We start from the raw sequence: 21,314 nt of genomic DNA on the forward strand, positions 1-21,314 counted from the left end.
GATGATGTTCGGAAACTGTTAATATTAATAATCTAATGATAAAAGATTAATGTCCAACTAGAATGACGCCAGTTATAATAACGGAAATTCCTAACCACTGGCTAAAAACAACTTCTTCTTTTAAAATATAGTGAGAAGCAATTGGTACAAATGCATACATTAATCCTAAAACTGGAAATGCTTGACTTAAAGGAATTGTCCGCAATACATAAAGCCATAATATAGTCATAAATGTATAGCAGATAAACCAAATCAAAAAATAACGAGATAATAAGAGATTTTTAAGAGATCCGTTTTCTCCTTTATTAGAGTTAGAGATGTAAAATCCATACTTGAGTGAGAGTTGAGCTGTTGTTCCAAACAAAACAACAAGCATTAAATTGAGCCAAGTAAAAATACTCATTTTTAACTTTTCAAGTAATTACCTAAATTTGAGATTTTTTATAGGGTTAACTACTAAGAGAACACCCAAGAAGATAGTGATGACTCCTACTATTCGAGTTAGCGTAATCACCTCATGAAAAAAGTAGTATGAGCCGAAAAGTATCCCGACATAGTTTAAACTTGTGAGTGGATAAGCAATACTCAATTTTACAGATCGCAGAGCCAATATCCAATTTACTATACCTAAACAATAGACAGTAATAGCTAATGATAATTTTGTAAGAAAATCCCAATTCAATACTCCCTCATTTGTATAAATCATGGCATTTTTCATCAGCAGTTGTCCAGAGATACTAAGTAAAATACTTACAAATAAAATAATATAAGGGATTATATTAAAGTTTGAACTTGGAGACATGGATTTCATAGTACTTTGCCTTAATCAAGATGGTAGGTATGAACCAAATAGTAAAAAACTAGTCGTTTAAAACGTTTTATATCTCAGCAACACTTCTCTACAATTCGATCTTCACTTCAGTACATAGACAACAAATTAGGAAGGCTATGTTGAAGTGACTGATATCAAAATGATCGTTGAAGCTTATGCCCTAGATTTAAAAACTAAATACTATGTAATATTCCAGGATAGTTGCTCTATCATGGCAGCATTCGAGATGATTCGGAGTAAACACTTAATTGTTTTACTAGGTTATACTCTCAAGCAAACCAGTTTATTGCTTGACAATGAGCACAATGAATTTAAAGTTTGCCCAAGTGTAAATTACGGATATTTTCTGTGCTACCCAGTTTTGATCTAACAGTGTTTTCAGCGCGATCGCGATAATCTAATAGTAGATGCAGATATAGAGAAGATTGAGAACTTTGTCATAATTTCTCTATACATACACAAATTTGGCAGTGTGCGTAGGTGTAGCCAGTCTTAGACATCGCTGATGTTGAACTCTGATTCCACCCACATATTCAACAGATGCACCTAAATGAAAATGGATTACCAGAATTTTTGATTAATCCATTCATTAACTTTTATCAGTTGTATGCTGTTTTAAAAATCTTTTGAAGATATTATCGATCTTCTCAAGCTATAAAACCTAGCTAGATTGAGAAATATTCTCTATTTGCTCCAAAAAAGTTGATTAATGTACTGAACATATCATAAAATTTCTCCCAGCTCACAGACATATCTGTAATTTCGGCTGGCAATTAAGCCGATTTATAAAAGTAAAAGTTTTTACTCAAATTGAGTATGTATACGCGCTCTTTTTGGGCATGGGAATACAAGAAGTAATACAAGTCTGGCTGGCTGCGTAAATTATAGAGTGATAAATTAATCTACACTACAGTAATACGCTTTACAGGTTTATGGGGAATTTTACTGGATGTCCAAATGGAGCTTTTTTACAAAACGATTAATGCAAACTAGAGTCGGCTAATCAAGTTTAAATTGACGTTGCTTGCATTGAATTTGAGATATTTCTACATCACCTAGTATTAGGTTGGCTTGGCTTTTCCGCGTAATTTTATTTAAATAGGCTTTTTCCTCCAAATTTATTGTTACATGTAATTACTTACTAGAATACCATGAGAAAGGTATGTTGCAAATTTATCGCTATACTTTATCAAAAATTTATCTACTGACAAATACACTTAAACAAAAACTTCATAAAATAAAAATCTTCCTCTATTATGAATTTTTGCCTGGGAAATTTGTACATATACATATATGAAGTAATTAATGGTATTCAACTTGTATAAGTAAAGAGTTAGTATTAGACTCGATAAATGCAAAGCTAAGAGTTGCTCCAAGGAAGATTGAGACTCGAACAAGACTACTTGTGCTGATAATATTACACAACGCTACACTAAATTACAGCCTGAATTTTTAGATGACAATCGAGAGTTTGAATTGTTTTTGATCTATTCACAAGAATATTCATCTAAATTTACATATTTCAGATAGAGTTAGTAGTCTGCCAATTTTCCTTCGCTGGGTAGAGGTTTTTTTATTATTTGGACTGATTTTTTTCATCAAAGTCTATTGGTAATCATGATTAACAATCCAAACGGAATCTGCCAAGATATTAATGCTTGAGATAAAATCAAGCTAATAGCTGCAAAGTAGGCAATTTCATTAGTACTCTTTTTGAACGAGTAGGCAGTAGTTTGAACAGTATATAGTAGTATAAAGAAAAACAACGCTAAGTTTCGTTGTCTCTCTAGGTTGTTTTCCTATTGTTTGGACTCATTATCCTGCAAAAGTCTGTTGGTAATGACGAAGACAATGATTAATAATCCAAACTGAATCTGCCAAGGTGCTAATACTAAACTTAAGATCAAGCTAATCGCTGCGAATACACCTGCAAGATATGCTATTTCATCAGTACTCTTTTTGAACAAGTAGCCTGTAGCTAAAGCAGTACATAGTGGTATCAAGAAAAACAAAGGCATTTTACTAACCTCTGAACTAAAGGTTGTAGTGTTTTTAGAACAAATTTTTTGGAAGTGTGGTTAATCTTACATCCAATAAGGTTTTGGCTACAACAGTCGAGCGAAATAAATATTATAGAAAATTAAGATTATGCAAGGTTGTATTTTATGCCAATTGGAATAATTATTGCAATAGATAAAGCGCCAAAAGTTTGACAACTCTTTTTTCTGTGTTCGGGTGTGTACGTAGTAAGCTTTACAATTAGGTATGAGATGTTACGCGAGATTGCGTGGTGTTTAGTAACAGACAATTCCTGTGGGTGATGCTACTTTTGTCCTTCTCTTGACTCAGCCTAGACAAATTCTCGTTCATCTAAGCAAATTGTAAGGGTTATAAAACTTGCGTAGGTGAATTTTGTCTATTTCGCCAATTGCACTCTTGCGAGCAATCATTTGGTAAATTAGCTTAAAACTTTGGACTTGCGCCAGGATAAGGATCTAGCATATTACCTTTAGAAGTAGCATTTTCATTTTAGACACTTAATGCTGAACATTCCTCAAATACTGGCAACTGAAATAAACCTCAAATCCCATCAGGTGCAAAACGCGCTGGAACTTTTGGCGGAGGGTGCAACAATTCCTTTTATTGCACGTTACCGCAAAGAACGCACTGACGAGATGAATGAAGTGCAACTACGCGAACTGGCCGATCGATATACTTATTTAACAGAACTGGAAGAACGAAAATCGGTGATTTTAAGTGCGATCGCACAACTTGGTAAACTTACAGATGAACTCAAAGCCAAAATCTCATCCTGCTTACAAAAAACCGAACTTGAGGATTTATACTTACCCTATCGTCCAAAGCGCCGCACCCGTGCCACTATCGCCAGAGAAAAAGGACTCGAACCACTAGCAGAGTTCATCAAGTCGTTAAATGTCAAAAATGCTGCAATTGCATCCTTGAATGAAGAAGCGGCTAAGTATATTTCGGAAACGCAAGGAGTAAAAACAGTAGAAGAAGCGCTCAAAGGTGCTGCTGATATTTTGGCGGAAGAAGTAGCTGAAAAAGCTGAGTTACGTGCATATATCCGCGATTATCTTTTAGAAGAAGGGGTATTTGTCTCTCGCATCAAAGATGATTATCCTGAAGGTACAACCAAATTTGAGATGTACCGTAACTATCAAATTAAGGTAAAAAATATTGCACCACACAATATGCTGGCGTTGTGTCGGGGTGAAACTGAGAAAGTATTAAGCTTTGAAATTGCTTTCGATGAAGATACGGTACTTTACTATCTTGAGTCAAAAGAAATTAAAACCAAAGTACGGACAATTCGAGATTTTTATCAGGCAATGCTGAAGGATGCATTCAATCGTTTGATGAAAGTCTCTCTTATGGGAGAGGTTATTGCTGAGAAAAAAGTTTATGCAGACATAGAATCAATTAAGACATTTGAAACTAATCTGCGGGAGTTGCTGCTATCTGCACCAGCAGGAATGAAACCAACCCTAGCGATAGACCCCGGATTTAGAACTGGGTGTAAGGTTGCTGTCCTCGACCAAACCGGACAATTTTTGGAATATCAGGCAGTATTTCCCCACCAAGCAGCTGAACAGCGACTCAAAGCTGCACAAACTCTCAAAAATCTGATTGAAAAGTACAAAATTGAGTTAATCGCCATCGGTAACGGTACAGCGTCCCGCGAGACAGAAGAATTTGTCACGCAAGTATTGCAAAATATAGAACGCAAACCAGTTAAGGTGATGGTGAATGAATCCGGCGCATCTATATATTCTGCTAGTATTGTAGCGCTAGAAGAGTTTCCCGATTTAGATGTTACCGTGCGCGGTGCAATTAGTATCGGTCGCCGTTTGCAAGACCCCTTAGCAGAACTAGTGAAAATCGATCCCAAATCTATTGGTGTGGGACAATATCAGCACGATGTCGATCAGAAGTTGTTGAAAAAGAAATTGGATGACACTGTAGAAAGCTGCGTCAACTACGTCGGCGTAGACTTAAACACGGCCTCTAAAGAACTTCTGACATCCGTCTCTGGGATTACGGCAACAGTTGCCAATAACATTGTCGCTTATCGTAACCAGCATGGAGCCTTTAAAAATCGCCGACAACTGTTAAAAGTTCCGAAGTTGGGGCCAAAAGCCTATGAACAAGCGGCGGGTTTTCTGCGGATTCGCGGCGGTGATAACCCATTGGATAATACAGCAGTGCATCCAGAGAGTTATTCTGTAGTAGAAGCGATCGCATCCGATCTAAATGTGCCATTAAATCAGGTAACACAAATTGCCGAAAAACTCAAAAAGACCAACCTGAAGAAATACGTTACCGATAGCGTCGGCGAACCCACACTGCGCGACATCCTCAGCGAACTAGAAAAACCAGGTAGAGATCCTCGTGCTGAGTTTAAGTATGCCACCTTCAGAGAAGGAATTAAAGAAATCAGGGACTTAAATGTGGGCATGGAATTAGAGGGAATTGTGACAAACGTCGCCAACTTCGGTGCTTTTGTCGATATCGGCGTACATCAAGATGGCTTGGTGCATATATCCCAACTTGCTGATAGATTTGTAGACGATCCCAACAAAATTGTCAAAGTTGGCCAAGTAGTCAAAGTGCAGGTGTTAGAAATCAACGAGAAACTCAAACGGATTAGTTTGTCGATGAAAGCAGTCAAACAATAATTAGAAACAGCAGATGGCAGTTTATCAAGTTCGATTTATCAATCCTACACTTGGATTAGATCGCACCATTCCAGTACCAGACGATCAATATATTCTAGATATGGCGGAAGAAGCTGGTATCCGCCTACCATCTGGGTGTAAACAAGGCGAATGTTCTGCGTGTATTGCTAAACTTATTAGTGGTGAAATCGATCAAAGCGAGCAAAAATTTTTACGCCCAAGTGAAATACAGGCTGGTTATGTTGTTACTTGTGTAACTTATCCTTTGTCTGATTGCACTTTAGAAACCCATCAAGAACAAGTCTTATATAAATCAGCCCTTTACTATAAGCCTGAGTCTGGAAAATCTGAGCGATCGCCATAATAATCGGTTCAGAAAATTTGTAGGTTGGGTTAAAGGTAGTGAAACCCGACAAAGCATGAAAATGTAGGGTTTCGTTCCTCAACCCTACCTACTCAGAGTGCTTTTTGAAGTAAAACCTACGCAGTATTAAAACAGCTATATTTTTCTCAACGATCGGTCTAACGGTAGAAGCAAATTCTATCTTGCAAGAGAGGTTAAAACCTAGAACATAGCTGAAGATGAGATAAGAAGTTACAAAAAATCTTTAGTGATTAGGTAAGAAAAATGTTAACACCATTATTAACCGCCCTAGCTACTGCTTTAAGCTTGTTGATTGTTGATTTAGTTGTTCCAGGCGTTAATATTGCTAACTTTCCCGCAGCTATCATTGCTGCTTTAGTAATTGGTCTAATTAACGGTTCAGTTAAACCAGTTCTGTCTGCTCTTTCTCTACCACTTAACTTTCTCTCATTTGGAGCATTTTCGCTCGTCGTTAACGGTTTATGTTTTTGGTTAGCAGCAGTAATAGTTCCGGGGTTCGCAGTTCGCGGAATTATTGGTTTCCTGCTTGGACCAGTAATTCTAACTTTTGCTAACACATTTATTAACAACTACTTTGTTGAAAGAAACCTTTTGACTAGTAGTGGTGATGTAAAGAATCAAGGCGAATTACCTTCTTCTAGATAATTTGAGAACGAGTAGAAGTGCTTGTGAGAGCGCGTTTCTCACCTAGATAAAATCTCCGAAGGTGGATTTCCTAATTCGGCATCCTCAAATGAATGTAATTAAACAAAATCACAAAGTTGTAAAATCATGAAATTAGTTCGTTTTCTTCTAGGTTTGTTAGTTCCTCCTTTAGGCGTTTTCTTGACAGTTGGAGTAGGCCCTACTCTGTTTATTAACATTTTGCTCACAGTTCTAGGTTGGCTTCCTGGTAGTATTCATGCGATTTGGGTTATAGCCAAGCATGACGAACAACTTAATCGAGAAGGGCGTATTTACTAATACGCAATATTAAAGCCCTCATTCCCCAACCCCTTCTCCCAAATTGGGAGAAGGGGAGTCAATTTTAAAGTCCCTCTCCCAAGCTTGGGAGAGGGACTTTAATTCATGTCAGAAGTCTAATGAATGAAAAATGCTATTTCAACAAAAAAAATAGGGTGAGAATTTCCCACCCTATTTTTTCTAAGTCAATAAAATACCAAAGCAGTCTATTTATGAATAGTCTCGCGTTCTTTAGCAGCAGGTTCCTTATCTTTGAATAAGTCAGCCGCCGTTAAAAGTAACTCTCTTAAGGTTTGTTTGATTTGGCGCTCTTTTCTGGCTAGAGATGTACCAGCTTCACCCAGTTTATCTTCTAACTGCGATCGCTTCTGTTCTACCTGTACAGCCATCGATTCTGCTTGAGGACGAGCTTTATCGTACCAGTGTTTAGCCTCGTTTAGATAATCTTGAACCTCCATATTACGTCCGCCGTAGCGTGCAGCCATATTAGCTCGGACAATGGCTAGCTGTGCTTGCAGTTGCGCGTAACGTTTCTTTAATAATCCGACTTCTTCACTATCTTTAAGAGCATTGACAGCAGAATCAATTGCAGTTTTAGTACTAGCAGGTTTTTCCTTACCCGTCTCTTCAATCTCTGCCAAAATTACATCAACCTCTTGTTGGAGTTGTTCTTCTTCACCATCTAGTTGAGCTTGTAACCTTTTTATATCTGTTTGAGTTTGAGCAATACTTTCGTGTCTTTTGCTATTAATCCCTTCCAGCGCTCCTTCAATGGAAGCTGTCACTTCATCTTTGAGTTCAGTACCCTTTTCTTTAAGTTCGCTACCTTTTTCTTGGAAGTTTTCAATTACAGCAGAAACTGCATCTCTCACAATGCCACGAACTTCACTAGAACCTTGTTTAAACTCAGAAGCTACTTGAGAAACTGCGGATTTTACAATTTCTCGAATCCGCTCAGTTCTTAATTGTCCAGTTTCTTTTGCTTGTTGCAAGTCGGCTTGAATTTGTTGCTTGATATTGTTAGGCATTTTCAACTCTTGGGATTTAACTAATTTGGATAAAATTTTCTAGAAATGTTCCTACATCCACATTATGGCGTAGCCCGATCTGGCTCGGTACTTCCTTTAGATAGAAAATTCTAGCCCCAAAGAGGTGATGTGTAGTATGTTGCCCATTTATGAGATGATGAATATTTAGTGGTAGTAATTGGGAGTGAAATATGTGGCAAGTCAATATTACTTGTTCGGATGATGCCTGGAAAATTTATAGTACTGAATTTAAAGCGATCGCAGAGAAATATCAAGGTGAATTGATTGGTTCCAAAAAGATGCCAGATGGTACGCGCATTATGTCTTATAAAATTGAGGATGTTAGTGATGCAGAGTCTTTTCAAGAAGATTGTGCAAATTTTGCTGGATTTACAACTGACTTTGAATCCCTCTAGTATTGGTTCTGATACTTATGCCTACAACTAGTCTGTCCAAATATGGAGAAATTAATTGAAGAAACTACTTACATTAGTATTAGTAACTTTTTTGTTATTAATCAGTACTTTTACTTTGCCTGTTAGTGCAGCAGACACAGTTAACGGCGAACAAATATTTAGCGTTCATTGTGCTGGTTGTCATATCAATGGCAGCAACATAATTAGGCGAGGTAAAAACCTTAAAAAGCCAGCCCTGAAAAAGTATGGCATGGATTCAATAGAGGCAGTTACATCTATAGTTACCAATGGTAAAAATAATATGTCAGCCTACAAAGAACGCCTCAGCGAACAGCAAATTCAAGACGTTGCTGCTTACGTTCTCGAACAAGCTGAAAAAGGCTGGCGTTAAAAAGTTAGGAGTTGGGAGTGAGAAGTTGGGAATTAGGAATTATCAGTTATGATTTATCTATTAGTAATTGTTAAGTCTTCCCATTCCTAACTTTTCACTCATAAATTGAAAATGAACTTACCCGCAGCTAGTCGTCTCCAATTTACTCCCGATTTGAACATCTGCCGTATATTAAATGGTATGTGGCAAGTATCCGGCGGACACGGACAGATCAATCCCCAAGCCGCTATTGAGACTATGTTCAAATATTTAGATGCTGGCTTTACTACTTGGGATTTAGCTGATCATTATGGCCCTGCGGAAGACTTTATTGGTGAGTTTCGTTGCCAACTAATTGATACTCGTGGGAAAGATGCTTTATCTCAGGTACAAGCCTTTACGAAATGGGTACCTCGTGCAGGCAAAATGACGAAAAAACTCGTCGAGGAAAATATTGATATTTCCTTGAGAAGAATGAATGTACAATCGTTAGATTTGATGCAATTCCACTGGTGGGAATATCAGGATAAAAATTATCTAGATGCCCTCAAATATATGGTAGAACTTCAGACTGAGGGTAAAATTAAGCATCTAGGTTTAACTAATTTTGACACGGAAAACTTGAAGATTATTACTGAAGCAGGGATCAAAATTGTTTCTAATCAAGTGCAATTTTCACTTATTGACCGCCGTCCTGAAGTTAATATGGTAGAGTTTTGTCAACAGCATGACATAAAGCTTTTTACTTACGGTACGCTGTGCGGCGGTTTGTTATCAGAAAACTATTTAGGTAAACCGGAACCACAAGGATTTGATCTCTCCACTGCTAGTTTGAAAAAATATAAAAATATGATCGATGCTTGGGGTGGTTGGCGATTATTTCAAGAGTTGCTGGCTATCCTCAAAGAAATTGCTAATAAGCAAGGGGTAAGTATTTCTAATGTGGCAGTGCGTTACATTTTAGATCAGCCAACTGTGGGCGGTGTGATAGTTGGTGCCAGACTTGGTGTCTCTGAACATATAGAAGATAACGCCAAAGTATTTAGTTTTAGTTTAGATGCAGACGATCGCGATCGCATCAGTGCAGTATCTCGCCAGTCACGTGATTTGTACCAGCTAATCGGCGATTGCGGCGACGAATATCGGCGATAACCATTAAGGCGTTGGCTTTGTTGACGATTGAATTTCCTGATAATACGGTGAAGGTTATTGTGCAATCTACCCTTGCAAACCATGCCGCTAAACTTTGCCTTCGCTCTCAGTCAACAGCAAACTTTTGAACTGCGCTGTGATTATGGCTCACGTCGCCTGGATAAAACGGAGTTGGTAGCGCTGATTGATTTGTGTGAGCAAAATTACTATGCTCAACAAAGAGATCATTTACCCTATCTCATCCAGTTGGGACGGCAACTTTATCAATGGCTGGATGGTAAAGAAGGATGGCTGAGAAGGGCGCTGGATGAGGCGGATGAGCAAACGATTAATCTAGATTTGATTAAAACCAGCGAAGCACAGGGGTTAAACCCAGAAACAGAACGGGTAGCGTTGGGATTGGCACATTTGCCTTGGGAATTGCTACATGATGGTGCAGGGTTTTTAATCGAACGCCAGAACCTTTCCGTCTTACCAGTGCGTTCTGTGCAACAGCGTCAAACCCAAGTTATCGGCGTGCAAAATCGCCCGTTGCGGTTGCTGTTCATGGCGACTTCTCCTGAAGATCCCAGAGTTCCACCACTAGGGTTTGAGCAGGAAGAAGCGAACATTCTGCAAGCAATCAAAGATCAGAATCAGACCATAGATTTGATTGTCGAGGAAAGCGGCTCGGTTGTAGAGTTTGCTAACTTGGTAAAATCCTATCCAGAAAACTATTTTGATGTCTTTCATCTCACGGGACACGGGATAATTTATACCCAAAAAGATTACGGCTCTTTGCTGCCAAAAGGTACAAAACTGGCAGACAATGCCCCCTGCTTCATCACTGAGGATGAGGTGGGGAATATGCAACTTACTACTGTTAATGATTTAGCTAGAGCCTTTCGGGGACGCTGGCCGCGTGTAACTTTTCTCTCTGGTTGTCATACGGGACAGGTTCCTAACCAGGGGACAGTACCCTCGATGGCGCAAGCATTGGTGAAGGCGGGGGCAGGTATAGTTTTAGGCTGGGCGCGTCCGGTGTATGACCGCACAGGTATTGTAGCGGCACAGGCACTTTATCAAGCTTTAGCGACGGGGGCAAGTGTTGAAGAAGCAGTCAAAGCAGCGCAGCAGAAGATGATTGAGAAAGAATGCACCGACTGGCATCTGTTGCGGATGTATCGGGATACACGCCCCATTGCAGAACTGGTAACACCTCTGAGAACAAGAAATCGTGAAAAGCTGAAGTTTACACCGTCAGAGCAAGAATTTTTGGATGAGAATAATCAAGTTAAAGTTGCCAGTCGGTTCGAGTTTGTGGGACGCAGGCGGCATTTGCAACGGTGTCTCAAAGCTTTGCAGGAAACCAGCGACCAAATCGGCGTGTTTATTGCGGGGATGGGTGGACTGGGTAAAAGTAGCTTGGCGGCGCGGTTATGTACGCGGGTGCAGATGCAGCGTCCCAATTTTGCGCGAGTCGTGTTGATTGGCACTCTGGATGAGAAAGGTTTGCTGAATAAGCTTTCTAATAAGTATGAGCGGTTTGCAGATGTTCCCGCACTGTTGAACGAACCAAAGGTGTCTCTTAAAGGACGGTTGCAAAACTTTTTTGAAGCAATTGAAAACGAACACAACCAACCTTTGCTGCTGGTACTGGATGACTTTGAGCAAAACATCCCCATAGCTAACGTTGAAGATGGCTCACTGCGGATAACGGTTGAAGCTTACGAGATTTTAGAGGCGATTTGTGCAGCATTGGCAGAAACCGGGGCAGAAAGTCGGCTGATTGTCACCTGTCGCTATTTGAAAGAAGACACCTTGCCAAATCATCGCTTGCGCTCAGAATCTTTGGCACCGATGAGCAGTAGTGATATAGATAAAATCTGCTTTCCCTTAGATAAAGAAGTTAGGCAACAGTTAAAAACTCAGAGGATTATCCACATTGCCGATGGTAATCCCCGGTTGCTGAAGTGGTTGTTAGAGGTGATTCAGCAACCAAGTATAGAGGCGGATGAATTATTGAATCGGCTGGAGGCGACTGAGGATAAGTTCCTCCGCGAAAATATCTTGGCACAAACTCTGCTGGATGCTTTGGAACCCGAAGAACAAAAGTTTCTGGCACAGTTGAGTGTGTTTCACCTTCCCGTTACTGTTGAAATCATCAATGCCATTTCCCCCTCTGCCTCTTTTCTGCAAAAACTTATCAGTCTTAGCCTAGTCGAGTCTGCCATCACTCACCCCACCCAGCCAGCTAATTACCGGGTAACGACAATTTTAGAACCTTTGTTGGAAAACTTATTGAGTGAGAAAGAGTGGCAAAAGACACGGCAGAAAGCGGTAAGGGAAGTCTATCAAGTTTGGTGGGAGGAGACAAATAAGTCCTGCGCGGATGACAAAGCAATTGAGATTATACGATTAGGACTGCTGGCAGAACAATGGGAGATTGCCATCCGTGTTGGTGATATCGTCGCTGTTGATTGGGACAACAATTATCGCTTTTTAGAAGCTCTAGAACTATGCCAGCAAATTTTAGCAGTTGTTCGGGACTACCGCATATTGGGAAGTATAGCCCGTGCTAAATACAATTTAGGTTTAGTGGAAGACGCTTTTGCTAATTATCAGCAAGCTTTAGACCTTTGCCCTACCGATGACTTGAAAGAAAAATCTATAATTTTAAGCAACATGGCATGGTTAATTGCCCAACAAGGAGATACTAATACAGCAGTTTCTTATTGGCAGGAATCCTTAGAAATAGATGAGCGCATTGGGAATGTCCTTGGCAAATGCGCGACTCTTAATAACATGGCAGATGTAATAGCTCGTCAAGGGAAGATAGAACAAGCGCTTTGTTTCTGGCAGCAATCTTTGGAAATTGCAGAACATATTGGAGAGTTTAAACATAAAGCCACCATACTCAACAATATGGCAAATGCAATTGTCAATCAAGGAGATATTGAGCAAGGGCTATCTTTGTTGGATCAATCTTTAAACATAAATAAGAACGTTGGTAATATTTTAGGACAAGCTGAGAATCTGGTGAATATAGGTTGTGTTGCTGGTAAAACTAGAGATATACCCAGACAAATAGAGTTAAATCTGCAAGCAATTGAATTATTTGCACAGGTTAAGGCTTATGGGCAGATGGCTACAGTTCTCCGTTATATAGGCGTAGCAGATGAAAGTAACGGTTTGGTTTACCTAGCTCAAGCAATCTGGTTGACGCTGAGAATTCAAGCACCTTTAGTAGATACCATTCAGTTAATCCGTGTTTTATATAATAAAGTGCCTCAAGGAGATGAACTAGAAGCTGTGTTAGGAGCAGCGGCAATATTTTTTTGTACCCGCCGAGATGAAGGTCATCCCCAGTTAGAGGAACTTCAGGAGGATAGTTTCAAAATTATATTAGGTGCAGCAAATGCCCAAGGAATTGAAACAGAGGAAGCGTTTGGTAATTGGTTTACTCAGCAACGGCTAAATGATCCAGAATATTTCCTCCCCCGACTTAATCAACGCCTAGAGGAGATTGTCGGCGATGGGTGGTTGTTTGACCGTAGTCAATTTGAGGTGGAGGGATAAGGAGAAATGCGATCGCGATTACACCGTAAAGTCAAAAATTCACTCTGCTGTAAAAGCAAATACCGCCCTTAGTGTTTCTGAGGTAAGAGTCGGATAATTTTTTAACACTTGTTGTTGTGTCCATCCCGCAGCAAATAAACCCAACAAAAACTCTACAGATAAACGAGTTCCTTTCACAGTGGGCTTACCTAGCAGAATCTTAGGGTCTGAATGAATGTACTGTCGCCAGTCCATAGTTTGTACCCTGACTAAACTACAGCTATTGTTGCACAGTCTGCTGTATGTTGTATTGCTGAGGGTAAATGCGATCGCGTTTTTCTTAAATTAATTGCCGACAAGACCACGTTCACGAGTATCAAACACTCATTAATGAAGCTCAAAGACTCATTAAAGGAGATCAAAGGCTCATTCACAAGACTTCAAAAGCAACGCGGGGACTCTCACAAAAATAACTTTAACTTGACACACAGCTAGTTTACTTCATACATCTGCTTATGCTTGGCTAAAAGCTCTTGATATTTCTCGTTTGTCTTTGCTTCTATCCACTTAGCTTTAAATATTGCTGCTGATTCCGCTTTAACTGGATCTACTTCATAGGGAAGAATTTCTTTTTTGTCACCTGAATCTTCCGAATTTTGTTTATACTTCCTGCCGCTTTTATGATTGGCATAACGGCGAGAGCGAGTATAACCCATTTGGATAAACTTGCGTGCCATATCTGCGCCGACAAAATCATCTTTCTCTAAATAATCAAGAAAAATCTCGTAGATTTTTTCACTCGAATCTCTAGCAATCTCAGGATTTTTGAACCGCCAGTAAGGAAGAATTTCTGATTTGTATGGTTCAACCAAAAGTACACCCTGCTCGCCCTTCCCAACGCGATAGAGTTCAGGATGTTGGCGAAAATCAATATTTTTAAAGTCTAAAGAATAATCAAAAGCCATGATAGATTTTTATTAGCAATAGTAAACTTTAAATAAAAGTTCAACTTCTATCTAAGTATTGAGATTTTGTTGATTATGCTATCTAGCACCCAATCTCTAAACAGTGTGCTTGCGCCAGGAAATCTGCGCAAAGTACATCACATTGCCCTCAACGTCAAGGATATGCAAGCTTCCCGCTACTTTTATGGCACAATCCTGGGTTTGCACGAACTTACAGGCGACGAAGTACCCGCAACCCTGGTGGAACTAGTTGCATCTGGGAAAGTAGCCAACTTCATCACCCCCGATGGAACAATTTTGGATTTATTTGGGGAACCAGAGTTATCACCACCAGATCCCAATCCAGAAAAGACCTTCACTAGAGCGTACCATCTTGCCTTTGATATCGATCCGCAGTTATTCGATCGCGCGGTGACAGTGATCGGAGAAAATAAAATAGCGATCGCACATGGCCCAGTCACTCGTCCTACTGGTAGAGGAGTGTATTTTTACGATCCAGATGGCTTTATGATTGAAATTCGTTGCGATCCAGAAGCTAGTTAACTTAAGGGTAATAACAAAAGTATCTACTATGACCGCGAAACTCACGGAAATATTTAAAGTAATTGAAGACACGATCGCAAAACCACCAATTCCACACGAACCATACAAGCAATCATTGAAAGCCTGGGCGATGTATTGTTTACGAGACAAAGGTTTTATAGTCTCTTATGCTCAAAATGCCGACTTTGCCATTGAAAGAAAACGTGAAGAAAAGCTATATTTCAAAGTTTCAAACAGCCGCGATGATTTAGATAATTCTTTTAACTGGATTGTTTGGGATAGTGTCACCAAAAGCGCCAGTCTTATTCCCCAAAAAATAGACTGATGCTAAAGTATTGCGTCGTTCAAATTCGTGGCGAGTGAGGCGATCGCCATTTTCTAAATGAGGAATTCGCTGCTTGAATGATAGGTTGACTATGATTTTTTGCTCTGGCAAGGAGTCTTAATTTATTATGGCTTGGTAGATATTTTTATTGTGATGTACTGCCTAAGCTCGATCGGGTTTCTCAAACACCATTAAATGCTGTTGAGGTAACGAGTTTTTAGTTTCCCGCCAAACTAAACCAACAGCTTGCATTTCTTTGCGAACTTGCTTTTGAGTCATCTTGTGCAGACGTTTAATCGTGATAAAAGGATTTTCACCCCGATACTCAACCAGCACCACCTTCCCACCTGGTTTAAGTGCTTTGACAATTCCTTGCATCACTTCTTGGGGATACTCAAGTTCATGATAAGCATCCACCATTAAGGCTAAATCGATACTTTCAGATGGTAAATTAGGGTCAGTAAAAGTGGCTAAAACAGGCTCAACATTGGTGATATTTTTCTCTTTTTTGAATAACTCAATAATATCCAACATTTCTGGCTGAACATCTACAGCCAACACCTTACCTGTTGTTAATAACGGCGCGATACGAAAGCTTAAGTAACCTGTACCGGCGCCAATATCCGCCACCACATCATTAGGTTTCAGATTGAGGAGGCTGACTACTTTACTTGGCTGTTCTTCTCGCTCTCGGCTGGAACGTTCTAGCCAGCCAGCGCCAGTGTATCCCATAACGTGGGCAATTTCGCGCCCCATGTAGTATTTGCCGATACCATCTGGACTATGGATAAAACGCTGTTCGTAAACAGTGGTAGATGAAGACGCAGCTTGTGCTGTCAGGGTTGGGTTCAGCAGCAAACAACTCAAGATCGCAACAAGGGTTACTATAAAGTGGAGAAAATTTGACATTTGGTTATGACCGATATGGATATTTATAAGCAGCAACTAAAAGAATTTTATGGTAGTAGAACGACTTATGACCATGAAAAAGATACTCGCCATCCTCTAGAAGCCAAGCTTTTAATTGAATTTGTTGGGCTACATCCGGGACAAAAAATCCTTGATGTGGCAACTGGAACGGGTTTAGTTGCGATACCCGCAGCTGAAAAAGTTGGTTCAGATGGCTCTGTGATTGGAATTGACATGACCCCTGGAATGTTGCATCAAGCAAGACAAAAAATTGCAGCAGCAAAATTACAAAACATCGAGTTGATTGAGGCAGATGCAGAATATTTCAACTTTAGTGATAGTAGTTTTGATGTTGTCTTTTGCTGTGAGGCAATTGTACTTTTTCCCGATCTAATTGCTATTTTAAAAAAGTGGTATCGCTTCTTGAAACCAGGAGGATTTGTGGCATTCACCTGTCCTCCTGAAAATGCTATTATGGCATCTCTTCAGCAGAGGATCTGCGCTAGAGTTTTGGGTGTATCGCTACCACATATCCTTGAACCACTGGGAACTCCAGAAAAATGTCGGAAATTGCTTGCTCAGGTAGGTTTTAGAGATATCGAAATTAAGATTGAGCCATCAGGACGTTATCACCCTCTTAGTGATAACAGATTATCGATGACAGTAATTAATATAAATTTTAAAAGCAATCCTCTGTTGTCAAAATTATCACAAGAACAATTAAATCAATTGCAAGTTGAGTACAAAGCAGAAATTGAGAAATTAGCAACCGATCGAGGTCTTTGGATAGACACTACAAAGTTCTTTGTTCGCGCTCAAAAATAAGTTGATGAGCAAAGCTTTGTTCTTGAACTTACAGCTTCGGGCGATCGCAGATGATAATCTTGCGATTAATAATGACAATCACAGTTTAATCTCCTAGACCGATGTGCAAGTAAACATTTTCAGGATTTACTTGAACAGCCCCTTTAAAAATTTGTAATCCAGCCTTTGGACGCTTATATGCAAAACCTGTCCCTAATATTAGTGCCTGTACTCGCTGCCCAGAAAGCAGCAGGTGACGGTTTAATTAAACCTCTCGGTCATCACGAGCTGCTGTTGGTGCTAGTGCAACTGTCACTATTGCTTCTGGTAGCGCGGGGATTAGGTGAGTTGATGCGCCGGATTAGCCTACCGCCTGTTGTTGGGGAATTACTGGCGGGTGTGCTACTTGGCCCTTCTCTATTTGGTTTGCTCCTTCCAGACTTACAGGCGCACATCTTTCCCAAAAGTCAAGAACAGTCTAATTTACTTTCGGTGATTTCTTGGTTAGGCGTGTTATTTTTGCTGATTGTAACTGGGTTGGAGACGGATCTCAAGCTGATTCTTCGTAAGGGTAAAACGGCTCTTTTGATTTCACTGGGCGGAATTATTATCCCGTTTATCACCGGATTTGGACTGGGCTGGCTATTGCCAGATAGTTTTTTAGCCGACCCAGAAAAACGATTGGTATTTAGTCTATTTATCGCCACAGCAATGAGTATTTCAGCAGTACCAGTGATTGCGAAGGTGCTGATGGACTTAAACCTGATTCGGCGTGACATTGGTCAAGTCACCTTAGCTGCTGGAATGACTGACGACACCATCGGCTGGATTTTACTTTCTGTGGTTTCAGGTTTAGCTAGTAGCGGCAAATTTGACCTGGGGACAATTTTCCATTCTGTGAGCGCGGCCATATTATTTTTAGCGATCGCCTTCACAATTGGGCGTACCATTGTAGACCAGATTTTACGCTGGGTTGATGACTACGTTGGCGGCATCGCCGCTAGTATGTCGGTTGTGCTGATTCTTGCGCTCTCGGCAGCAGCATTTACCCACGCATTAGGTTTAGAAGCAGCATTAGGTGCTTTCGTGCTGGGGATTCTAGCAGGTCAATCCCGCCGCTTTAGCAATGAAGCTGGACACATGTTAGAAGTCTTCACAGCAGCCTTTCTAGCGCCAATTTTCTTTGCTTCAGCGGGCTTGAAAGTTAATTTACTCGCTCTGTTAGTCCCTCAAACATTGATATTTGGCTTGATTGTTCTCGCTGTCGCTTGTGTTGGCAAATTTACAGGTGCTTACCTTGGTTCTCGTGCGGGTGGCTTGAGTCATTGGGAAGGTTTGGCGATGGGTTCCGGGATGAATGCTCGCGGGGCGATGGAAATTGTCGTTGCCACCATTGGTTTATCTTTGGGAGTGCTAAATCCCCAGATGTATTCGATTATTGTCATGGTAGCGATCGTCACTTCCTTAATGGCTCCACCCTTGCTGCGGTGGTGTTTGTCGAAGGTGGTTATGGGTGAAGAGGAAGCTCGACGTTTGGAACAAGAAGAACAGGATAGCCGCAGCTTTATCAAGCAGATTCACCGTATCTTAATACCTACTAGTGGTGGCCCCAACATCCAACTGGCGGCGCAACTAGTCGGTTACATGGCTCACCAAAACTCGATAGAAGTTACATCTCTATATGCCCTGAGTGATAAGCAACCTCAAAGCAAAGCCCGCCGGATGGAGGCAACCCAGGTTAAAGATACTGCCGCAGACCTTGCTCTGGCTGCTGTTACTGAGGAAATGCAGCTACCTGCTGATACCACCCTGCAAACAAAAACGGAGTCGGGGCGTAATAAAGCAGAAGTAATTTTGAATGAAGCGAACAAAAACTATGACTTGATTGTACTGGGAGCTTCGGAACAGATCCGCCCCCAGAAAGCATTGTTCAATTTGCTTGTCGATCGGGTTGTTCAAGAAGCACCTTGTGCAACGATGGTGGTAAAGTCGCACCTACCCCAATCGAAAGGCGAGATATGCAAAATTCCTCAACAACAACTCAAAAAGATTTTGGTGCCAACGGTGGGGACAGAATATAGTAAAAATGCTGTAGAGATCGCAAGTACGATCGCAGCTCAAACCGGGGCATTAGTAACGATCGTTAACGTGATTAATTTGCCACAGGTTGAGTATATTCTTTACGAACAGCGATCGCTAGCTCCAGTCAAGGAAATTGCTCACGATATGCTCGAACAGCAAGCAGAAATTGCCCGCAATCTGGGTGCTGATGTCAAAACCTATATTCTTCAAGGAAGTAGCCCAGAAAGGGAAATCCTCAAGTTTGCCAAAACTCAGGAAGTTGACCTAATTATTCTAGGGAGTAATATCCGCATGGTTACGGGTCGCGTTTTCTTCGGTCATAGAGTCGATGCAATTCTGAGTAAAGCTCATTGCCCAGTAGCGGTAATTACTGTACCTTAAGAGTGCTGAGTGATGAGTGATGAGTGATGAGTAATGAGTAATGAGTAATGAGTGATGAGAGTTATCAAAAAAACTCAACCCCCACCACTAAAAAAGTGTTGAGTGCTGAGTAGTGAGTATAAACCCAGTTGCTTCAAAGCTTTGAGCAATCAACTATACATTAATTTGATAGACATTGCAGTCAAAAAGAATGTAGAGACGTAGCACTGCTATGTCTCTATAAGGGTTCTGGATAACGCATATTTAATTTCACCAGATATAGCAGTTGCCAGGTAGATTAGGACATAATGACAAGCGTAAATCTCAGGAATAGCAGGGTTTTACATCCTGCCTTCTGCCTCCTGCGCGGTTGGTGAGCGAAGCCGAACCACTGCCTCCTGCTATATCTAATGATTTGGTCTTAGCGCGAAGCTCTGGATGTTACGGATCTTTGTAAATTAGCTAGAGCGCGATTGTAATCCAAAATAGCTGCGACTCGATTACCTTCTGCTCTTGTCAGGTCATTTTCAGCATCAATTACCTCTGTTTGAGTACCCACACCAGCTTGAAACCTCAACCTTGCTAAATTCAGAGCTTCCCTGGCTTGATTTAAAGCCACACTAGAAGTCTGCACATTATTTAAATTGGATTGCAATTGAGCGTAGTACTGTTCTACATCAAAGCGAATTTGGTCGCGCTGGGTAGCAAATTGAGTCTCTGCGATCGCAATATTAGCTCTCGACTGAGCTGCCCTTGCTCTTGCTGCTCCCCCATCAAACACCGTTAGATTTCCTGCAAGTCCCACTGAATAACCATCAGTAATGCTCGCGCCATCGTTATACCGATCTAGGAGATTGTAGTTTCCTGCTAAACTAACTTGCGGCCCTAGCTGTGAAAGTGCCTGTCGTCGCTGTTGCTCGTAAATATTACGTTGTCCCAAATACTGTTGCAACTCTGGACGATTTTGAAACGCTTGGACAATACTTTGTTCTACCGTCTGCGGCCAAAGACCTGCTAACTGTACGGGATCTGAGGCACTGATATCAACTGACTGCGACAAACTTAACAACGTGGCAAGCTGACGACGGGCAATTTGCTGCTGTGAGATCGCATTAGTCAGTTGTTGTTGGGCGTTTGCTAAATTCACCTGAGCTTGCAGCACATCGAACCGCGTCCCCACTCCAGCCTGCTCTCTAGCTTGAGTATCCCGCAAACTAGCCTGGGCATTTTGCACAGCAGACCGATTAATTCGGACTTGTTCATCTGCTTGTTGCAAATCGTAGTATTGAGTGGTCGCATTCAAACTTATTGTTAAAGACTGACTTTCAACATTTAATTGATCTATTCGTAGCTGTTCTTCTGCGGCTCGGATAGTCGCTTGTGTGTTCCCAGAAGTATAGAGATTATAATTCAGTTGTGCTGAACCATTGAAAGAGGTGCTGCTTTGAGATGAACTGTTACTAAAACCATTACCATTATTAGTCACACTACTGTTAATACCAAGAGTAGGAAATAAAGCAGCTTGAGACTCGCGGAGCGCCGAGCGACTGCGTTCTAGCTGTAATATAGCTACCTGTAAGTCTCGATTGTTGCGTTTTGCGAGTTCCAAAGCTTGTGCCAAACTGATTGGTACAGTTCCCTGAATCCTTACTTCCTCCGGTTTAGTTGGAAATTGCAGAGGATTGGGATTGGGGTTGAGGCGATCGGGAACTTGTACGGAGCTTGAAGAATTCTGTGCTTTAGGCGGAGTTGCTGCACTTACTAAAGTTGGAAGAAGAATCGCGATCGCGACAGGAACCCAGGCAGAATGCACGAATAATAAGCTGAAATTCATAATCTAGATATAGTCATTAATTAGGTTTTTTGAGGATATAATCAAAAGTTTTCATCCTGATTGACCTACAGAGATTTAAATCTTAAATTCCTCCTCCAAGGGTTGATCT

The 21,314-nt window shown here is 40.8% G+C and carries 20 protein-coding genes; 12 read left to right on the forward strand and 8 right to left on the reverse strand.

The genetic code is table 11. The annotated features are described in order from the left end of the window. Positions 1-46 precede the first annotated feature (46 nt). From V7K45_RS25075 to V7K45_RS25085, 3 genes are all read right to left on the reverse strand, one after another. Positions 47-403 (reverse strand): EamA family transporter, encoded by a 357-nt coding sequence (locus tag V7K45_RS25075; RefSeq protein WP_335007655.1) that lies wholly within the window; start codon positions 401-403, stop codon positions 47-49. Between the two features lie 18 nt (positions 404-421). Next, positions 422-811, reverse strand: a complete 390-nt coding sequence (locus tag V7K45_RS25080; protein ID WP_335007656.1) for an EamA family transporter — start codon at positions 809-811, stop codon at positions 422-424. Between the two features lie 1,820 nt (positions 812-2,631). Continuing rightward, a complete protein-coding gene (locus V7K45_RS25085) occupies positions 2,632-2,850 on the reverse strand; it encodes a hypothetical protein (protein ID WP_094353216.1) in 219 nt (72 codons plus the stop codon). 522 nt (positions 2,851-3,372) lie between these two features. Here V7K45_RS25085 and V7K45_RS25090 point away from each other — a divergent pair. The 4 genes from V7K45_RS25090 to V7K45_RS25105 all read left to right on the forward strand — a co-directional run bounded on the left by V7K45_RS25090 (position 3,373) and on the right by V7K45_RS25105 (position 6,880). Then, entirely contained in the window at positions 3,373-5,532 is a 2,160-nt protein-coding gene (locus tag V7K45_RS25090; RefSeq protein WP_335007657.1) for a Tex family protein, read from the forward strand. A 13-nt stretch (positions 5,533-5,545) separates the two neighbouring features. After that, entirely contained in the window at positions 5,546-5,896 is a 351-nt protein-coding gene (locus V7K45_RS25095; RefSeq protein WP_335007658.1) for a 2Fe-2S iron-sulfur cluster-binding protein, read from the forward strand. Positions 5,897-6,160: 264 nt separating this feature from the next. Beyond that, positions 6,161-6,562, forward strand: a complete 402-nt coding sequence (locus tag V7K45_RS25100) for a phage holin family protein (protein WP_335007659.1) — start codon at positions 6,161-6,163, stop codon at positions 6,560-6,562. Positions 6,563-6,688: 126 nt separating this feature from the next. Continuing rightward, complete coding sequence (locus tag V7K45_RS25105) at positions 6,689-6,880, forward strand: YqaE/Pmp3 family membrane protein (protein WP_292745009.1); 192 nt, start codon at positions 6,689-6,691, stop codon at positions 6,878-6,880. 206 nt (positions 6,881-7,086) lie between these two features. Here the strand turns inward: V7K45_RS25105 and V7K45_RS25110 are convergent, their stop codons facing one another. After that, entirely contained in the window at positions 7,087-7,908 is an 822-nt protein-coding gene (locus V7K45_RS25110) for a histidine kinase (RefSeq protein WP_335007660.1), read from the reverse strand. Positions 7,909-8,099: 191 nt separating this feature from the next. Between V7K45_RS25110 and V7K45_RS25115 the strand changes: the two genes are divergently transcribed. The 4 genes from V7K45_RS25115 (at position 8,100) to V7K45_RS25130 (ending at position 13,404) form a co-directional block, all read left to right on the forward strand. Beyond that, positions 8,100-8,324: a hypothetical protein gene (locus V7K45_RS25115; protein WP_335007661.1), complete on the forward strand. Its 225-nt coding sequence runs from the start codon at positions 8,100-8,102 to the stop codon at positions 8,322-8,324. A gap of 55 nt (positions 8,325-8,379) precedes the next feature. Next, positions 8,380-8,715, forward strand: coding sequence for a cytochrome c6 PetJ (petJ, locus tag V7K45_RS25120; protein WP_334896159.1), 336 nt, complete (start codon positions 8,380-8,382; stop codon positions 8,713-8,715). Positions 8,716-8,826: 111 nt separating this feature from the next. Then, on the forward strand, positions 8,827-9,846 hold the full coding sequence (locus V7K45_RS25125; protein ID WP_335007662.1) for an aldo/keto reductase: 1,020 nt from the start codon (positions 8,827-8,829) through the stop codon (positions 9,844-9,846). Positions 9,847-9,927: 81 nt separating this feature from the next. Next, positions 9,928-13,404, forward strand: coding sequence for a CHAT domain-containing protein (locus V7K45_RS25130; protein WP_335007663.1), 3,477 nt, complete (start codon positions 9,928-9,930; stop codon positions 13,402-13,404). A gap of 39 nt (positions 13,405-13,443) precedes the next feature. Here the strand turns inward: V7K45_RS25130 and V7K45_RS25135 are convergent, their stop codons facing one another. Beyond that, entirely contained in the window at positions 13,444-13,638 is a 195-nt protein-coding gene (locus tag V7K45_RS25135; protein ID WP_335007664.1) for a DUF433 domain-containing protein, read from the reverse strand. Positions 13,639-13,874: 236 nt separating this feature from the next. Next, positions 13,875-14,348, reverse strand: coding sequence for a DUF4385 domain-containing protein (locus V7K45_RS25140; protein ID WP_335007665.1), 474 nt, complete (start codon positions 14,346-14,348; stop codon positions 13,875-13,877). A gap of 75 nt (positions 14,349-14,423) precedes the next feature. Here V7K45_RS25140 and V7K45_RS25145 point away from each other — a divergent pair, with 75 nt between their 5' ends. Both V7K45_RS25145 and V7K45_RS25150 read left to right on the forward strand, forming a co-directional pair. Next, entirely contained in the window at positions 14,424-14,891 is a 468-nt protein-coding gene (locus V7K45_RS25145) for a VOC family protein (RefSeq protein ID WP_335007666.1), read from the forward strand. 28 nt (positions 14,892-14,919) lie between these two features. Then, positions 14,920-15,216: a hypothetical protein gene (locus V7K45_RS25150; protein ID WP_335007667.1), complete on the forward strand. Its 297-nt coding sequence runs from the start codon at positions 14,920-14,922 to the stop codon at positions 15,214-15,216. 162 nt (positions 15,217-15,378) lie between these two features. Here V7K45_RS25150 and V7K45_RS25155 read toward each other — a convergent pair whose 3' ends face one another. Further along, complete coding sequence (locus V7K45_RS25155) at positions 15,379-16,125, reverse strand: class I SAM-dependent methyltransferase (RefSeq protein WP_335007668.1); 747 nt, start codon at positions 16,123-16,125, stop codon at positions 15,379-15,381. Positions 16,126-16,131: 6 nt separating this feature from the next. On the opposite strand from V7K45_RS25155, the gene V7K45_RS25160 reads away from it, so the two are divergent. After that, positions 16,132-16,950, forward strand: coding sequence for a class I SAM-dependent methyltransferase (locus tag V7K45_RS25160; protein WP_335007669.1), 819 nt, complete (start codon positions 16,132-16,134; stop codon positions 16,948-16,950). 177 nt (positions 16,951-17,127) lie between these two features. Continuing rightward, on the forward strand, positions 17,128-19,392 hold the full coding sequence (locus V7K45_RS25165) for a cation:proton antiporter domain-containing protein (RefSeq protein WP_335007670.1): 2,265 nt from the start codon (positions 17,128-17,130) through the stop codon (positions 19,390-19,392). A gap of 400 nt (positions 19,393-19,792) precedes the next feature. Here the strand turns inward: V7K45_RS25165 and V7K45_RS25170 are convergent, their stop codons facing one another. Further along, positions 19,793-21,205 carry a TolC family protein gene (locus V7K45_RS25170; protein WP_335007671.1) on the reverse strand — a complete coding sequence of 471 codons (1,413 nt, stop codon included), beginning with the start codon at positions 21,203-21,205 and terminating at the stop codon, positions 19,793-19,795. Between the last annotated feature and the right edge of the window lie 109 nt (positions 21,206-21,314).

This window comes from Nostoc sp. (assembly GCF_036917375.1).
Taxonomy (GTDB): Bacteria; Cyanobacteriota; Cyanobacteriia; order Cyanobacteriales; family Nostocaceae; genus Nostoc.

What these genes read in the sequence shown, in the direction of transcription:
- V7K45_RS25075 (WP_335007655.1), bottom strand. Translation starts at nt 403, where the DNA reads ATGAGTATTTTTACTTGGCTCAATTTAATGCTTGTTGTTTTGTTTGGA.
- V7K45_RS25080 (WP_335007656.1), bottom strand. Translation starts at nt 811, where the DNA reads ATGAAATCCATGTCTCCAAGTTCAAACTTTAATATAATCCCTTATATT.
- V7K45_RS25085 (WP_094353216.1), bottom strand. Translation starts at nt 2,850, where the DNA reads ATGCCTTTGTTTTTCTTGATACCACTATGTACTGCTTTAGCTACAGGC.
- V7K45_RS25090 (WP_335007657.1), top strand. Translation starts at nt 3,373, where the DNA reads ATGCTGAACATTCCTCAAATACTGGCAACTGAAATAAACCTCAAATCC.
- V7K45_RS25095 (WP_335007658.1), top strand. Translation starts at nt 5,546, where the DNA reads ATGGCAGTTTATCAAGTTCGATTTATCAATCCTACACTTGGATTAGAT.
- V7K45_RS25100 (WP_335007659.1), top strand. Translation starts at nt 6,161, where the DNA reads ATGTTAACACCATTATTAACCGCCCTAGCTACTGCTTTAAGCTTGTTG.
- V7K45_RS25105 (WP_292745009.1), top strand. Translation starts at nt 6,689, where the DNA reads ATGAAATTAGTTCGTTTTCTTCTAGGTTTGTTAGTTCCTCCTTTAGGC.
- V7K45_RS25110 (WP_335007660.1), bottom strand. Translation starts at nt 7,908, where the DNA reads ATGCCTAACAATATCAAGCAACAAATTCAAGCCGACTTGCAACAAGCA.
- V7K45_RS25115 (WP_335007661.1), top strand. Translation starts at nt 8,100, where the DNA reads ATGTGGCAAGTCAATATTACTTGTTCGGATGATGCCTGGAAAATTTAT.
- V7K45_RS25125 (WP_335007662.1), top strand. Translation starts at nt 8,827, where the DNA reads ATGAACTTACCCGCAGCTAGTCGTCTCCAATTTACTCCCGATTTGAAC.
- V7K45_RS25130 (WP_335007663.1), top strand. Translation starts at nt 9,928, where the DNA reads ATGCCGCTAAACTTTGCCTTCGCTCTCAGTCAACAGCAAACTTTTGAA.
- V7K45_RS25135 (WP_335007664.1), bottom strand. Translation starts at nt 13,638, where the DNA reads ATGGACTGGCGACAGTACATTCATTCAGACCCTAAGATTCTGCTAGGT.
- V7K45_RS25140 (WP_335007665.1), bottom strand. Translation starts at nt 14,348, where the DNA reads ATGGCTTTTGATTATTCTTTAGACTTTAAAAATATTGATTTTCGCCAA.
- V7K45_RS25145 (WP_335007666.1), top strand. Translation starts at nt 14,424, where the DNA reads ATGCTATCTAGCACCCAATCTCTAAACAGTGTGCTTGCGCCAGGAAAT.
- V7K45_RS25150 (WP_335007667.1), top strand. Translation starts at nt 14,920, where the DNA reads ATGACCGCGAAACTCACGGAAATATTTAAAGTAATTGAAGACACGATC.
- V7K45_RS25155 (WP_335007668.1), bottom strand. Translation starts at nt 16,125, where the DNA reads ATGTCAAATTTTCTCCACTTTATAGTAACCCTTGTTGCGATCTTGAGT.
- V7K45_RS25160 (WP_335007669.1), top strand. Translation starts at nt 16,132, where the DNA reads ATGACCGATATGGATATTTATAAGCAGCAACTAAAAGAATTTTATGGT.
- V7K45_RS25165 (WP_335007670.1), top strand. Translation starts at nt 17,128, where the DNA reads ATGCAAAACCTGTCCCTAATATTAGTGCCTGTACTCGCTGCCCAGAAA.
- V7K45_RS25170 (WP_335007671.1), bottom strand. Translation starts at nt 21,205, where the DNA reads ATGAATTTCAGCTTATTATTCGTGCATTCTGCCTGGGTTCCTGTCGCG.